Source organism: Mycolicibacterium neoaurum (assembly GCF_036946495.1).
Lineage (GTDB): Bacteria > Actinomycetota > Actinomycetes > Mycobacteriales > Mycobacteriaceae > Mycobacterium > Mycobacterium neoaurum_B.
In genome coordinates this window covers 2449932-2464294 of record NZ_JAQIIX010000002.1, presented here as the reverse complement: position 1 = coordinate 2464294, position 14363 = coordinate 2449932, and the positions used below count along the sequence as shown (strand labels likewise).

General features: G+C 65.8%; 18 protein-coding genes. 6 read left to right on the top strand and 12 right to left on the bottom strand.

Translation table 11 applies throughout. From position 1 onward, the window contains the following. Positions 1–74 precede the first annotated feature (74 nt). From PGN27_RS17125 to nthB, 5 genes are all read right to left on the bottom strand, one after another. A complete protein-coding gene (locus PGN27_RS17125; RefSeq protein ID WP_335327191.1) occupies positions 75–533 on the bottom strand; it encodes a MarR family winged helix-turn-helix transcriptional regulator in 459 nt (152 codons plus the stop codon). A gap of 61 nt (positions 534–594) precedes the next feature. Continuing rightward, positions 595–1119: a DUF1097 domain-containing protein gene (locus PGN27_RS17120; RefSeq protein ID WP_335327190.1), complete on the bottom strand. Its 525-nt coding sequence runs from the start codon at positions 1117–1119 to the stop codon at positions 595–597. Positions 1120–1132: 13 nt separating this feature from the next. Continuing rightward, positions 1133–1513, bottom strand: coding sequence for a nitrile hydratase accessory protein (locus PGN27_RS17115; RefSeq protein WP_335327189.1), 381 nt, complete (start codon positions 1511–1513; stop codon positions 1133–1135). Then, complete coding sequence (gene nthA, locus PGN27_RS17110; RefSeq protein WP_030136953.1) at positions 1514–2110, bottom strand: nitrile hydratase subunit alpha; 597 nt, start codon at positions 2108–2110, stop codon at positions 1514–1516. Between the two features lie 25 nt (positions 2111–2135). Further along, positions 2136–2831, bottom strand: a complete 696-nt coding sequence (gene nthB / locus PGN27_RS17105; protein WP_335327188.1) for a nitrile hydratase subunit beta — start codon at positions 2829–2831, stop codon at positions 2136–2138. A gap of 255 nt (positions 2832–3086) precedes the next feature. On the opposite strand from nthB, the gene PGN27_RS17100 reads away from it, so the two are divergent. The 3 genes from PGN27_RS17100 to PGN27_RS17090 are packed head-to-tail and all read left to right on the top strand — an operon-like array spanning position 3087 to position 5067. Continuing rightward, a complete protein-coding gene (locus PGN27_RS17100; RefSeq protein WP_335327187.1) occupies positions 3087–3305 on the top strand; it encodes a CbtB domain-containing protein in 219 nt (72 codons plus the stop codon). A gap of 12 nt (positions 3306–3317) precedes the next feature. Then, a complete protein-coding gene (locus tag PGN27_RS17095) occupies positions 3318–4079 on the top strand; it encodes a CbtA family protein (protein ID WP_335327186.1) in 762 nt (253 codons plus the stop codon). Next, complete coding sequence (locus tag PGN27_RS17090; protein ID WP_335327185.1) at positions 4066–5067, top strand: acetamidase/formamidase family protein; 1002 nt, start codon at positions 4066–4068, stop codon at positions 5065–5067. The genes PGN27_RS17095 and PGN27_RS17090 overlap by 14 nt, the downstream gene beginning before the upstream one ends. Here the strand turns inward: PGN27_RS17090 and PGN27_RS17085 are convergent. The 7 genes from PGN27_RS17085 to PGN27_RS17055 all read right to left on the bottom strand — a co-directional run bounded on the left by PGN27_RS17085 (position 5055) and on the right by PGN27_RS17055 (position 11413). Further along, positions 5055–5411 (bottom strand): heat shock protein transcriptional repressor HspR, encoded by a 357-nt coding sequence (locus PGN27_RS17085; protein WP_335327184.1) that lies wholly within the window; start codon positions 5409–5411, stop codon positions 5055–5057. The two genes, PGN27_RS17090 and PGN27_RS17085, sit on opposite strands and share 13 nt — an antisense overlap. Continuing rightward, positions 5408–6589 carry a molecular chaperone DnaJ gene (gene dnaJ / locus PGN27_RS17080; RefSeq protein WP_335327183.1) on the bottom strand — a complete coding sequence of 394 codons (1182 nt, stop codon included), beginning with the start codon at positions 6587–6589 and terminating at the stop codon, positions 5408–5410. Before dnaJ ends, PGN27_RS17085 begins: the two co-directional genes overlap by 4 nt. Before the next feature lie 19 nt (positions 6590–6608). Continuing rightward, positions 6609–7220 (bottom strand): nucleotide exchange factor GrpE, encoded by a 612-nt coding sequence (gene grpE, locus PGN27_RS17075; RefSeq protein ID WP_213448238.1) that lies wholly within the window; start codon positions 7218–7220, stop codon positions 6609–6611. Next, complete coding sequence (gene dnaK, locus PGN27_RS17070; protein WP_030136960.1) at positions 7217–9070, bottom strand: molecular chaperone DnaK; 1854 nt, start codon at positions 9068–9070, stop codon at positions 7217–7219. The genes grpE and dnaK overlap by 4 nt, the downstream gene beginning before the upstream one ends. A 219-nt stretch (positions 9071–9289) precedes the next feature. Then, the gene (locus PGN27_RS17065; RefSeq protein ID WP_335327182.1) at positions 9290–10150 is read right to left on the bottom strand and encodes an alpha/beta fold hydrolase; all 861 of its coding nucleotides are present in this window, start codon (positions 10148–10150) and stop codon (positions 9290–9292) included. Beyond that, entirely contained in the window at positions 10151–10819 is a 669-nt protein-coding gene (locus PGN27_RS17060) for a TetR/AcrR family transcriptional regulator (RefSeq protein WP_335327181.1), read from the bottom strand. A gap of 54 nt (positions 10820–10873) precedes the next feature. After that, on the bottom strand, positions 10874–11413 hold the full coding sequence (locus PGN27_RS17055; RefSeq protein ID WP_335327180.1) for a DUF4232 domain-containing protein: 540 nt from the start codon (positions 11411–11413) through the stop codon (positions 10874–10876). A 133-nt stretch (positions 11414–11546) separates the two neighbouring features. Here PGN27_RS17055 and PGN27_RS17050 point away from each other — a divergent pair, with 133 nt between their 5' ends. From PGN27_RS17050 to PGN27_RS17040, 3 genes are read left to right on the top strand one after another with little or no spacing between them, the layout of a single operon-like run. Next, the gene (locus PGN27_RS17050) at positions 11547–12452 is read left to right on the top strand and encodes an Abi-alpha family protein (protein ID WP_335327179.1); all 906 of its coding nucleotides are present in this window, start codon (positions 11547–11549) and stop codon (positions 12450–12452) included. Next, entirely contained in the window at positions 12445–13764 is a 1320-nt protein-coding gene (locus PGN27_RS17045) for a DUF445 family protein (protein ID WP_335327178.1), read from the top strand. Before PGN27_RS17050 ends, PGN27_RS17045 begins: the two co-directional genes overlap by 8 nt. A 27-nt stretch (positions 13765–13791) precedes the next feature. Beyond that, complete coding sequence (locus PGN27_RS17040; RefSeq protein WP_418888609.1) at positions 13792–14361, top strand: hypothetical protein; 570 nt, start codon at positions 13792–13794, stop codon at positions 14359–14361. The last annotated feature ends 2 nt before the right edge of the window (positions 14362–14363 follow it).

Genomic DNA, 14363 nt, shown 5'->3' with positions numbered 1-14363 from the left:
GTTACGACCACATTGCGCAACTGTTGGTTGGATGAAAAGTTGTCCCACGGCAGGAGGCGCGGGCCCGCTCCGGTCTAGCGGCCGACGGGCATCGACAAGTCGCTGACTCGCGCCAGGGTGCGGATCAGATGAACCGCGGTGTCCTCGCCGAACTCATCGATCAAGGCGGACTTGACCTGTCCCTCCTGCCGAACCAGCTTGCGCACCTTCGTCTTCCCCCGCGCCGAGAGGTAGATCAGCACCCGCCTGCGATCCATGGCATCGACCCGGCGCAGCACGAACCCGCCGTCGACGAGCTTATCGACGATCCTGGTCAGGGACGGGGGTGGAATCGTCAGGGCAAGCGCGATGTCACTCATCGTGAATCCGTCGCCGCCACGCAGAGATCCGAGCACCCGCCACCCGTCGATGCTGCTGATATCGGCGTCCAGCAGTCCGGTCGACAGCGCATCCGACCACCACCGGCCGGCCCGGAAAAGGACCTCCGACACGCTGTCCAGACCGGTCGTCGTCGGCACCGCTCCCCCGCTCATCTCTTCCATCTCGAATAGTTGGGTTGGTGCAGGATATCCGGCCTCATCACGACCCGCACACTCACGCCGGCTGCACCATATCGGGGGCTTCGCCGGGCACCGGCCACGCCCGCAGCACGATCTGGGCCAACCATTCCGACGCCACGCCGAGGGCCGCGCCCACCAGGGCCGTCGTCGCGGCGATCAGCGCCGGATTCGAGACACCTGCCGTGGTGATCGGATGCGTGGTCGCCGCAATCGTGCCGACGGTCATCGCGAAGCCGAAGACGATCGCCGGTGTGGCCGACAGCCACGCCAGTCGCGACACCTGAACCATTACCAGACTGCCGATCCCGACGGCAACGGCCAGCAGTACCGCACTCTGGGTTCCGCTCACCGCCAGCAGGGTGCACGTCGCGATGGCGATGCCGGTCCAGTTACACGCCACCGACTTCAACAGCCCACCGATCCCGGACCCGACGAAGAAGAACGACGCCCACGCCAGGAACAACACCCAGACGGGTAGTTGCCAGACGACGGCGGTCAGCCAGGTCGACAGGGCACCGAAGATGCCGACGCTGATGGACAGCGCAGAGGCCTTGCTCATCGCACGTTCTCCATCAGTGGTCGTGGCCGTGTTCATGGTCGTGATCTGCGTGCGCCAACCGCTCACCCTCGACGAGGGTGCGGCGATCGAGGGTCGAGGCGTCGAAAAAACCCTTGTGTGTGCCCAGTCGGCAAAAGGCCTCCCCGAACTGGCGGTAGTAGACCGCCGGGTCACAGACATCGTCGAGCCCGGATTCGTCGATCACCGCGATGAGATGCGATTTGAACTCGTCCCATTCGAAGGCCCCTGCCTTGCAAAGGTGTACGACGAGCCCGAACAGCCTGCCCTGCCATGGTGCGTCGAAGATCAGTTCGCCGTTGGATCGGGGCAGTGCCGTCGCACCGTCCTGATCGTCGAATCCGACGATATCGGTGACATCCTGGGCGATGGTCATCTAGCTCTCCTGCCCCGCGGAGACCAGAGCGGTTCCGACCATCGAGTCACGGCTGATCAGATCCACCAGTTCGTCGATCGAGAGCCCCTCTGTGCCCGACGGACGCTGCGGGACAACAAGATAGCGGATCTCGGCGCTGCTGTCCCAGACGTCGATGGCGACATCGTCGGGCAGCGTCACCCCGAATTCGGCGAGCACGCTGCGCGGTTCCTTGACCACGCGGGCACGGTACTGGGGATACTTGAACCACGCCGGCGGGATGCCCAGCAGCGTCCACGGGTAGCAGGAGCACAGCGTGCACACCACGATATTGTGCTTTTCCGCGGTGTTCTCGACGGCCACCATGTGTTCGGTCTGCAGCCCGGTGAATCCCATGTCGGCGATCGCAGCGGTGGCATCACGCAGCAGCCACTCCTTGTACTCCGGGTCCGTCCAGGCGCGCGCGACCACCTTGGCGCCGTTGACCGGGCCCATGTCGTTCTCGAAGGACGACACGACGGCGTCGACGGCCTCGTGCTCGGCGAGACCCTTCTCGACCATGAGCGATTCCAGCGCGTTCACCCGCGCCTCGACATCGGATAGTGAAAGCCAGTCCATGTGTGTTCTCTTCCTTAGAGTTTCGTCAGTTGGCGGGTTCGAGGTATTCCTCGAACAGGTCGGCGTACAGGTCGAACTTCTCGGCGGCGGCCTCGCCCCACAGTTCGGTCGAGGTGAACCGGACCATGTAGAGCTGGTGGGGGACGTCGGTCTGCTGGTGGGCGCTGGCCGCGGGGTCGTGATAGGCCCCGTACTGCTTGGCGACGACACCGGTGGCGCGATTGAGATACCCCGGCAGCCGGTTGTGGGTGACCTCGTGAAGATTGCGCACCGTCACCGTCGCACCTACCTCATAGGCCGGTGGAGCGTCGGCGGGCAGATCATGTGGCGTGCCCTTCCACAGCACGTCGACCATCTTCTCGGCGAACGGGGACAACGTCTCCGGCTTTTCCGGATGTGGGTTCATCGACGGCGCGCCCAGTTGCTGCATCCGAGCATCGATCTCGTCGTGGGAGATGTATCCCTTGTCGTTGAGCAGCTTCTCCACCGAGAACAACCAGTGTGCGTAGTAGGTCGAATCGGTGTAATCGCTCCATCCCATGAGTTCGATGCCGTGCCGCTGCTCGTCGAGATTGAAGGCACCCTTGGCGATCGCCATCGCGGTGACTGCGTGCATCCGGCCTTCGAAGGGATAGCGCCAGTTGGGAATGTCCGGTTCGAGGAACACGGGATCGATGGGACCGAGCCCATCCCGTCCGCCGACGTCATGTGGACCGTGCATTTTGTGAGGCACTCCTGTCGATTGGTTCTTCTCCACAACACTTCAAGTTGGAAGTATTCGCGGATGTGACGCGGTCTGCAATCCGACCAGGAATCCGTAACACGGCATTTACGGTCAGCCAGACCGATGTTAAATATGCGTTTCATGAGGCAATTTATCCGGCTTCAGCGGTTGCGCTAGGCCAGGTTGACGGCCACCATCACACATCAGCGGAATAGTTTTTCCGTGGAATTAATAGTCAGGAGAATGATCCTCATGAGCACTTCGCACACCGCACGGGCGTCCGCGGTCATCCCCGCCGACGATGCCGCCGTCGGCTCGGCAATGTGGTTGACCGGCACCGTGGCACTCGCGCTCATCGCCTACTACTTCCTCGGCTACGACCAGGGCGCAGTCTCGGTCTTCGGGGCGGACACCCATGTGCACGAGTTCCTGCACGACGCCCGCCATCTGCTCGGCTTCCCCTGCCACTGAGAGGTTCCGACCATGGAGAAAAGACTCATCGCGCTGGGACTCGTTGCCGGTGCGCTCGCCGGCACCGTCACCTTCTGTTTCGCCCGCATCCAGATCGCGCCGCTCATCGATGTGGCGATCGGCATGGAGGGCGCACACACCCACGGGACTGCCGCAGAGACGCACGAACACGAGCCCGAATTGTTCAGCAGGGCAATCCAGGAGAACATCGGTGCCGCCGTCGGCGCGGCGATGTACGCGGTCGTCATGGGTGCACTGTTCGCCGTCGCCCTCGCGGTGTTGCTGAACATGCTGCGTAAACGGCGCATACCGGCCGATCCACGCACCGTGGCGGCAGTGGTTGCGGCAGGAGCGTTCTGTGTCGTCTCGGCAGTGCCGCTGCTCACCTATCCGGCGAGCCCGCCGGGGGTCGGTGACGACACCACCGTCGGCGCCAGGACGACCGCGTACCTTGTCGTGACCACCGGATCTGTCGCCATCGCCTGCGCGGCACTGACGGTGGGGCTCGCGCTGCGGGCGCGCATCGGAGGCTGGCCGTCGGCAGTGGCGGCAACGGGCGGATACCTGGCGGCGATGACAATCGTGGCGTCGGTCCTGCCGCCGTTCGACGAGACGCCGCATGGCTTCCCCGCCGACGTCCTCGCCGATTTCCGGCTCGCGTCGCTGACCAACCAAGCTCTGCTGTGGTTGGTCATCGGGTCCACGTTCGTCTGCCTGTTGCCCCGCGCGCTGCGCACCGTCACCCCAGAGGAGTACCTGCGTGCCCATCGTTGAGTTCACCCCGACCCCCGATCAGTACGTCTGGACGTTCGGGGGCGCCGACCCGATCATGGAGGTGGCGCCGGGGACGGCGCTGAAACTGTGGACCGAAGACGCCTTCGCGGGCCGAGTGACGTCGAGCTCGGACAAACCGAGCGAGGTGCTCAACCCCAAGGAGCTCAACCCACAGACCGGCCCTTTCTATGTCACCGGCGCCGAACCCGGTGACACATTGGCACTACACATCGTGTCACTGGAGCCCGCCCGTGACTGGGCGGCGTCGACGACCATTCCGTTGTTCGGGGCACTCACCGGCACCGACCGGACCGCGGGCCTGCAGCCTGCGTTACCCGAACAGACCTGGATCTATCGGATCGACCGCACGGACTCGACCGCGGTGTTCACCGCGCACGAAAGCGATTTCACACTGCGGATGCCGCTGGCCCCGATGCTCGGCACCGTCGGGGTGGCCCCGGCGCTGCGGGAGGTGCGAACGACCTTGGTGCCGGACTACTTCGGCGGCAACATGGACACACCCGAGCTGCGTGCCGGCACTACCGTGTACCTCGGGGTGAATGTGGAAGGTGCGCTGTTCTCGGTGGGCGATGGCCACTATCGGCAGGGCGAGGGGGAAACCTGCGGCACCGCACTGGAGGGCGCGATGAACGTCACCGTGCTCGTGGAGCTGATCAAGGGCGGCGCACCCGCGTGGCCGCGCATGGAACACGATGACGCACTGCTGACCGTCGGATCGGCACGCCCGCTGGAAGATGCCTGGCGCTGCTCGCAGGTGGAGATGGTCCGTTGGCTGACCGAACTGTACGACCTCGGCACCATGGATGCCTACCAGCTGTGTTCTCAGCTGTGTCTTTCACCCCTGGCCAACGTGGTCGACGTGAATTACAGCGCGGTGACCAAGATTCACAAATCGCTGCTACCGCAGTCCGATCCGTACAGCGGCACGCATGCCCGCATGCGTGCCGCTGCCGCTCAGCTCGACTGACGCTTCCCGCGGGGCTGCCACAGCACCAGCGCGGTGCTGGGTTTACGCAGCCGGTCGACCTCGGCGGTCAGCTCGGCGACGCGGCTCTGCAGCGCCTCGACCTGGTTGGTCAGTTCGATGATCCGTTTGATACCGGCCAGGTTGACGCCCTCGTCCTGGGACAGCCGTTGCACCTCGCGGAGCAGGTCGACGTCGTGCTGCGAATAACGTCGACCTCCTCCCGAGCTGCGCTGCGGTTTGACCAGACCGAGCCGGTCATAGGTGCGCAGAGTCTGCGCGTGCATACCGGCCAGTTCGGCGGCCACCGAGATCAGGAAGGTCCTGGCGTCCTCTTTCCGGCTCATGACAGGTTTCCTGCCCAACCCGCCCTGGGGTCGAATCCGGTGGCCCGCTCGGCCTTTGCGTAGTTCTCCAATGCCTCGGCCGCCTCGCCCTCCAGATTCGGCGGCACGGCGACCTTCACGGTGACCAGCAGATCGCCGTGGCCGCCGGAGCGTTTGGGCACCCCGCGTCCACGCACCCGCAGGATCCGGCCGTCGGAGGTGCCCTTGGGTACCCGCACGCCGACCTTGCCCTCTAAGGTGGGCACCGAAAGCGTTGTCCCCAGTGCCAATTCGTGGAAGGCCACCGGGACCGTAACGGTCAGGTCATCACCGTCGCGGCCGAACACCTTGTCGGCGCGGACGTGCACGGTGACGTACAGATCACCCGACGGCGCACCGCGCAGCCCCGCTTCACCCTGCCCGGCCAACCTGATTCGCTGCCCGTCCTCGACGCCCGGTGGGATCCGGACGTTGATGGTGCGGGTCCTGGTGGTCACACCGGTGCCCTTGCACTCGTCACACGGGTGCTCGATGATCGACCCGCTGCCACGGCACTCGGTGCACGGCTCGGAGAAGCCGAACGCGCCCTGGTTGCGGTTGACCACCCCGGCGCCGTTACAGCTGGGGCACACCTTCGGACTGGTGCCCGGACGTGCGCCGCTGCCATGGCAATTGGTGCACGGGGCCGGGCTGGTGAGCCGCAGCGGCATCGCCACACCCTTGGTGGCCTCCAGGAACGAGAGCTCGGTCTCGGTCTCGAGGTCGTTACCGCGCCGGGGGCGGCTCGGCCGGGGCTGTTGAGCGCCCCGGCCGAACAACCCGCCGAACAGATCACCGATGTTGGCACCGCCGGCCTGCCCGGCCTGGTCGAACAGGTCACCCAGGTTGAATTCCACTCCGTCACCGGAAAACCCGCCGAAGCCACCGCCCGCACCGCCGGGCCGGCGGCCGAAGCCACCGCTGGCGAACAGCCGACGGGTCTCGTCGTACTCCTTGCGTTTGGCGTCGTCGGTCAGGACTTCCTTGGCTTCGGAGGCGGCCTTGTACCGCTCCTCTGCCGCGGAGTCACCGGGATTTCGGTCCGGGTGGTTCTCGGCCAGGATCTTGCGGGCGGCCCGCTTGATCTCGTCCTTGCCGGCGTCAGAGGTGACACCGAGCTCCTTGTAGAAGTCCTTCTCGACCCATTCACGTTGGGCCATCCGTCACCTCCTTCGCTGGCTAGTCTTCTGATTGTGCAGGTTGGGCATTGCCGGAGTCAGCATTCTCGACCGTGTCGACCACTCCGACCATTGCGTGGCGCACCACCACGTCACCGACCTTGTATCCGCGACGCATGACGGTGCCGACCACCGGGGCCGACCCGTCACCCTCATGCTGGACCGCTTCGTGCAGCGACGGGTCGAAGGCATCGCCCTCTGCGCCGAAGCTGCTCAATCCGAGTCCCTCCAAGGTGGTGACCAGTTTCTCCGAAACCGCCTTGAGCGGACCGGATTCCAGGTCACCGTGGCTGCGAGCGCGTTCCAGATCGTCGAGAATGCCCAGCAGCTGGGTGATCACGCCGGCCTTGGCCCGGTCGGCGGTGACCTGCTGATCGCGCAACGCCCGCTTGCGGTAGTTGGCGAATTCGGCTTGCACCCGTTGCAGATCGGCGGTCAGTTCGGCGACCTTCTCGTCGGCGGCTCCGGGGCCACCGGCAGCCTCGGCGGGCGCCGAGCCCTCAGGATTGTCCTGAGGGTTCGGCTCCTGCTCACGAACTTCGCCGGTGTCCGGATCGATACGCCGTTTGTCGGTGATGGTCACCGGCTCTTCATGCGAATCGGTCTGGCTCACTTGCGCTCCTGGTCATCCTCGACAACCTCGGCGTCCACGACGTTGTCATCGGCTTGCTGGGAACCCGCATCGCCGCCGGCACCCTGTTCTGCCTGGGTGGCCTCGTAGATGGCCTGACCCAGAGCCTGGCTTTCGGTGCCCAGCTTCTCCATCGCGGACTTGATGGCCGCGATATCGGTACCGGCGAGTGCGGTCTTGGCCTCCGCGATGGCGGAGTCGACCTTGGCCAGGGTGTCCTCGGGAACCTTGGATCCACCCTCGGCGCTGCGCTGCTCGGCGACGAACTTCTCCGTCTGGTAGACCAGCGATTCGGCCTGGTTGCGGACGTCGGCTTCCTCGCGACGCTGACGGTCCTCGTCGGCGTGCGCCTCGGCATCCTTGATCATCCGGTCGATCTCCTCCTTGGAAAGGCCGGAGCCTTCCTGGATCTTGATCGTGTTCTCCTTGCCGGTGCCCTTGTCCTTGGCGGTGACGTGCACGATGCCGTTGGCGTCGATGTCGAAGGTGACCTCGATCTGCGGCACGCCGCGCGGGGCCGGCGGGATACCGGTCAGCTCGAAGGAGCCGAGCAGCTTGTTGTGCGAGGCGATCTCGCGCTCACCCTGGAACACCTGGATCTGCACCGAGGGCTGATTGTCATCGGCCGTGGTGAAGGTCTCGCTGCGCTTGGTCGGGATGGTGGTGTTGCGCTCGATCAGCTTGGTCATCACGCCACCCTTGGTTTCGATACCGAGGGACAGCGGGGTGACGTCAAGCAGCAGAACGTCTTTCACCTCACCCTTGAGCACACCGGCCTGCAGCGCGGCACCCGCGGCGACAACCTCGTCCGGGTTGACGCCCTTGTTGGGCTCCTTGCCGCCGGTGAGTTCCTTGACCAGATCGGTGACCGCGGGCATCCGGGTGGAACCACCCACCAGCACGACGTGGTCGATCTCGCCGACCGAGATACCGGCGTCCTTGATCACCTGCTGGAACGGCGCACGAGTGCGGTCCAGCAGATCCTGGGTGATGCGCTGGAACTCGGCGCGGGTGAGCTGCTCGTCGAGGAACAGCGGGTTCTTGTCGGCGTCGACGGTGATGTAGGGCAGATTGATCGACGTGCTCTGTCCGGAGCTCAGCTCGATCTTGGCCTTCTCGGCGGCTTCGCGGAGCCGCTGCATGGCCATCTTGTCCTTGGTCAGGTCGATGCCACTGGTGCTCTTGAACTTGTCGACCAGCCATTCGACGATCCGGTCGTCCCAGTCGTCGCCACCGAGGTGGTTGTCACCGGAGGTGGCGCGCACCTCGACGACACCGTCACCGATCTCCAGCAGGGACACGTCGAACGTGCCGCCGCCGAGGTCGAAGACCAGGATGGTCTGTTCCTTCTGGCCCTTGTCCAGACCGTAGGCCAGGGCGGCCGCGGTGGGCTCGTTGACGATGCGCAGGACGTTGAGGCCGGCGATCTGGCCGGCTTCCTTGGTGGCCTGCCGCTCGGCGTCGTTGAAGTACGCGGGCACCGTGATGACGGCGTCGGTGATGTCCTCACCGAGGTAGGCCTCGGCGTCGCGCTTGAGCTTTTGCAGCGTCCGCGCGCTGATCTCCTGCGGGGTGTAGTCCTTGCCGTCGATGGCGACGGTCCAGTCCTTACCCATGTGCCGCTTCACGGAGCGGATGGTGCGGTCGACGTTGGTGACCGCTTGGTTCTTGGCGGGCTGGCCGACCAACACCTCGCCGTTGCGCGCGAACGCGACGACCGACGGGGTGGTCCGGGAGCCCTCTGAGTTGGCGACGACGACCGGGTCGCCACCCTCCAGCACTGCGACGACGGAGTTGGTGGTCCCGAGGTCGATACCGACCGCACGAGCCATAGTTCATTGCCTCCTGTTTGGCTTGAATAGGATCTGAGTGAACCTCACTCAAGCCTGCACCCGACCGGTTCACCCTGTCAAGTAGAAGTTGAGCCTTATTCACTCAAGTTGTTGTCGAATTGGTCAACGTCGGCGCCGACGGGATTTGTTCCCGGACGCGCCCAGGTCGCCGAAAGTGACGCTTGGGTCGTTGCGACGGCGCCTTGAGCAGCCGAAACGTCACTCTCGGCGCGGGCGCAGGAACTCGCGCAGCACGCGGAGAAACTCGGCAGGTCGGTCATAGGTGACGATGTGGCCCGCCCCGGCGATGGTCACCAACTGCGAATCCGGTGTCCGCCGGTGCGCCTCGTCCAGCACCTCGGCACGGACCAACGGATCGTCGCCGCCGCGAATCCACAGTGTCGGGACGGCCAGCCGGTGCAGTTCGGGAGTCAGGTAGACCCGCATCGTCCGCGGCCCGTAGGCCTGGACCTGCCAGTCGTCGAGTGCACGCTCGCCGTGGCGGTTCTTCGCCCGGGCCTCCTCGAACGCCGACGCGACGATGCGGTCGAAGCCCGGGGTGTCCGTACCCGCGGTCAGGCTCGCCGCCAGCGACGATCGAACCAGCGCCGGGAACCGGGCCAGTAACCAGCTGCTCGCCCGCAGCAATCCCGGCGTCCGCATGCAGGCCCAGGTCAGGAATTGGTAAGGGCGCACCGCGTCGAGACCCCCGGGACCGATCGCGACAAGCGCCTCGACACGGCCGGGGTGCTCCAACGTGAACCCGGTGGCCACCCCGCCGCCGAGCGACAGGCCGATCAACGCCACCCGCTGCAGCCCGAGCTCGTCGAGCAAATCTCCCACGAAGCGGCGAAAGAACCGATCGTCGAGGGTGCCGCGCCATGGTCGGCTGGCGCCATGCCGTGGCAGGTCGACGACGTACACCCGATGGTCGCGGGCCAGGTCGGCGATGACGTCGTGCCACACTCCCAGGCCGGTATCGAGCATCGCTCCATGCAGGAGCACCAGCACCTGGCCGGTATCGCCGGCCACGTACACCCGCACCGGGCCACCGCTGACCGTGATGTCGACATGCCTCATCTAGAGCGCCTCCAACTGCCGCAGCTGCAATTCCAAGCGGTCCAGCAGCACCAGCTGCGCCCGCCGAGCGGCCTCGGGGTCGACCGGGTCTCCGGTGGCCAGGCCCCGCCCGACCAGATCCGCGAAGGTCGCGACGGTGTCGCGCAGCTGGTCGTCGGTAGCTTCGGGCCCGTTCAGCAGGCCGATGGTGAACACGCCGAGCATCCGCACCAGGGGGTCGACGGCCACTCGCGGGTCGATCAGTCCGCAATTCTGCAGGGCGACCACATAGTCGGCCAGCCACGTGAAGCGCTGTGTATAGCGATCGTCGGAGACGCCGCGCACGTGGTCGCCGAGGACGGCCTCATCGCCGAGATACATGGCCCGCATCAACGGATCGGCCAGGATCGACTCGACCCCGAAGCGGTACACCGTGGGCAGGTCGACCAGGCCGTCGGCCGCGAGCACGCGGCGATGAACATCGGCGGTCAGAGCACGCATGCGCCCGGTCAGCACGGCCGACAGGATCGCCGGTTTGTCCGGGAATTCGAGGTAGACCGCGCCCTTGCCGATGCCCGCGCGGGCGGCGATCTCGGCGATGGTGGTGCCTGACCAGCCCTGAGTCAGGGCCAGATCACGGGCTGCGGCCAGGACACGCTCGCGACGGTCGGGGACACGCGGACGGGGCATGGCCGCACCTTTCGTAGTGACCGAACTATTAACTTTGGTCACTACCACGCTACCTCAGGTCACGGCACTGATCAGCGCGCTGCACATCGGCAGCCCGACATTGAGGTGCCGTTCCTGGAAGGTGCCGGGGGCGATGACGACGACCTGACCCCACCTGCCGCATGGTGTCCCGGTGTCGCGCACGACATCGCTGGCCTGCAGGTCGGCGGTGGCGATCTCGCCGGGTTGCAACGTCAGCAGAGGTGCCGCGATCTGCTCGCGACGTGCGACGTGCTGCACCGGCAGATCCGCGTCGACGATGTCCGCCCCCGGGTACCCCTGCAGCGTGCACGGCTTGGACGTGACGTTCTCGAACTGCAGCACCAAGCGGTACTCGGAGCCCTGCGATTCCAGGGGCCGGTTGTAGACCACCAGGTCGGTATCGGCACACGGGCCGAGCACCGGGTCTGACATCACCGGCTCTGACTGGACCGGCTCGGGAGTAGCCACCGCAGGCACGGTCACGGTCACCGGGGCCGCGGGCTCTTCTCGCGTGGCGGTCCGGGATGTGCAGCCGGCGAGCAACACGGCCACCGCGACCGGCAATGACAACATCGCTCTGCTCGTGCTGCCATCCGATGGCATCGGTGCGGCCACCGATCCCAATTCACGACGGCACCTGCCACGGATATCGGCGCAGCCGGTAACCTGCGGTATCCGTTGCGCGCAATTGGGGGTTCGGTCACAGGTGAGAGAGCAGATTCCGCATCACGACCCGGTGCAGGTCCCGGTCGACGTGCCGCCTGCACACGTGATCGACAGCGACCCCGAGCCGCCGGAGATCCCCGAACTTCCCGAGCCCGACGAGCAGCCCCAGCCTGCCGAGGGAGTCGTCACCGACAAGGCGCCGGTCAAGCGCAACGGTTTCAACCGGCGCGGGTTCCGCTTCTCCACCCCCCTGGGCGATATCGCGATCGCTGTGCGCACCCCGAAACAACAGCCGGTGGTGCCGAAGTGGTTCGACCCGCTGGGGCTCACCGACCGTGCCGTGGACGCGGCCAAGACGGGTCTCAAGCTCGCCGCGTGGGGCGAGGAGCAGGTCGTCACCTACGTCAAGAACCGCCTGGACGCCGTCGAGCCCACCCCGCGACCGCTGCCGCAACCCGAGGCCTCCCCGCACGACTCGCTGCACACCAAACTGGGTCGCCTGCTGGACCGCGCCCTGGACCAGAGCACCGCCGGCAGCCAACAGGAGCTCTACCACCGTCTGCTGGACCAGTTGGTGGCCGACGAGGCCCGCATCATCGGCGCGCTGTCGGACGGGACATCCTCGCCGCTGGTCAACATCTACAGCCGGTCGCGCAACCAGGTCGTCCTGCAGAATGCGTGCCTCATCGGACGCACCGCGAATGTCGCACTTCCCCATATGGTCCCGCAGTACGTCGATCATCTGCTATCCCTTGGTCTTGTCGAGACCGGTCCGGAGGACCCGTCCAAGAAAGCCGATTACGAGGTGCTGATGGCCGAACCGATGGTGCTCAAGGCGGTGAAGGGTGCATCGAAGGGTCCGCTGATCGCCAGGACGGAGAAGCTCTCGCTGAGCCTCTCCACGCTCGGCATGGGCCTGTGGGCGGCTGCCGTCGCCGATGGCTAACGAGACCCTGCTCGCCATCCAGTCCTGGCGGGAGATCACCGCCGACTTCGAGGTCAACTGGTTCATCTATTTGTCGATGCCGTTCGTCGCCGCCTTCGTCGGCTGGAGCACCAAGATCGTCGCGGTCGAAATGCTCTACCGGCCAATGGAATTCCGAGGAATCGGGCCGTTCGGTTGGCAAGGTATCGTCCCGCGACGAGCAGGCAAGGTCGGCTCCAAGACCATCGAACTGCTCACCCAGAACCTCCTCAAACCCGAGGAGCTGCTCGAACGCGTCGATGCCAGGGAAGCGGTCGAAGCACTGCGTGAACCACTCACCGAGGCCATCGACGAGGTGTCCCGCGAGGTCGCCGAGCAGATCCGGCCCGGCCTGTGGGACGCCCTGCCCGACCCGGCTCGGCGCGCCATCCAGAAGCGCATCCAGGACGAGACCCCCCGGGTGGTGGAGTCACTGCTCAACGAGATGCGGGCCGACCTACCGCGTTTCGTCGATATCCAGTTCCTCGCCGTCACCACGCTGGTGCGCAACAAGGACAAGCTCAACAAGCTGATGCGCGGGATGGGCGATGACGCGATGGCGTTCGTCCGGCGCAGCGGCATCTATTTCGGCCTGGTCATCGGTGTCGTGCAGATGATCGCCTGGGCGCTGTTCCAGAACCCGTGGATCATGCCGGCGTTCGGTTTCGGTGTCGGCTTCATCAGCGACTACATCGCGTTGAACATGCTGTTCCGGCCGATCGAACCGAAGAAGTACCTGGGCTTCATCCCCTTCCAAGGACTGCTGCACGCCCAGCGCGACAAGGTCACCCGCGATTACGCCCGGATCCTGGCCGATGATCTTTTCTCCCCAGAGATCCTGTTCGACGGGGTGCTGCGCGGACCTGGCGCGGACAAGTTGTTCAGCCTGGTCGGCAAGGAGGTCAGCGCGGCGATCGACGCCCAGACCGGGGTGGCCACCCCACTGGTCAAACTCGCCGTAGGCACCCAGCGCTACAACGCCTTGAAGGACAGCCTGGTTCAGGTCGTGCTGGAGCGACTGCCCACCACGCTGGTGGAGGCGCAGGACTACGCCATGAAGACCCTCGATCTGGAGAACACCATCATCGACAAGATGGGCCAGCTCACCAACGAGGAGTACGAGTCCATCCTGCGGCCGGTGTTCAAGGACGACGAGCCGACGATGATCGCCGTCGGCGCCATCCTCGGCGGTGTCGTCGGCGAACTCCAGGTCGTGTTGATCGAGAACTTCGGCAACGAGCCTGCCGCGGTGAGCGCACTACCCCAGCTCGTCCGGCACGCCCTGCACCTGTAACCGCGTCGCGACGGTAGCCTCGCAGGTGTGACGGGTGGGGCGAAACGGACAGCGCTGTGGTTCGGCAGCGGCGGCATCGCTCTGGCGCTGCTGATCGGTGGTTGTTCGGACAGCACCGACGGCCGCCCGGTCGGTGCCGGACCCACCGGCACCGAGCCGGACTTCCCCACCTCGCGCCCGGACCGCACCACCACCACGCCCACCCAGTCGCCGATCACCCCGGCCCCGGCCCCGCCGCCGGTCACCGTGCCGCCGGGCGGAGAGAACCTGGCCCCGCAGAACGGCTACGTATACATCGAGACGAAATCGGGCCAGACGCGCTGCCAGATCTCCGACCGGGCGGTTGGCTGCGAGGCCGAGTTCGAGAACTCCCCGGAGGTCGACGGGTTCCCCGCCAACGGGGTCAACATCACCGCAGCGGGGGAAGTCACCTGGCTGACGGGAAATCTCGGCGACATCCCGACCGTGCAACTGGACTACCGCACCTACACCGCGCTCGGCTGGACGATCGTCGCCACCGAGGACGGCACCCGTTTCACCAACGACGGAACCGGGCATGGGATGTTCGTCCGGATCGAGGGTGTGGAGACGTACTGATG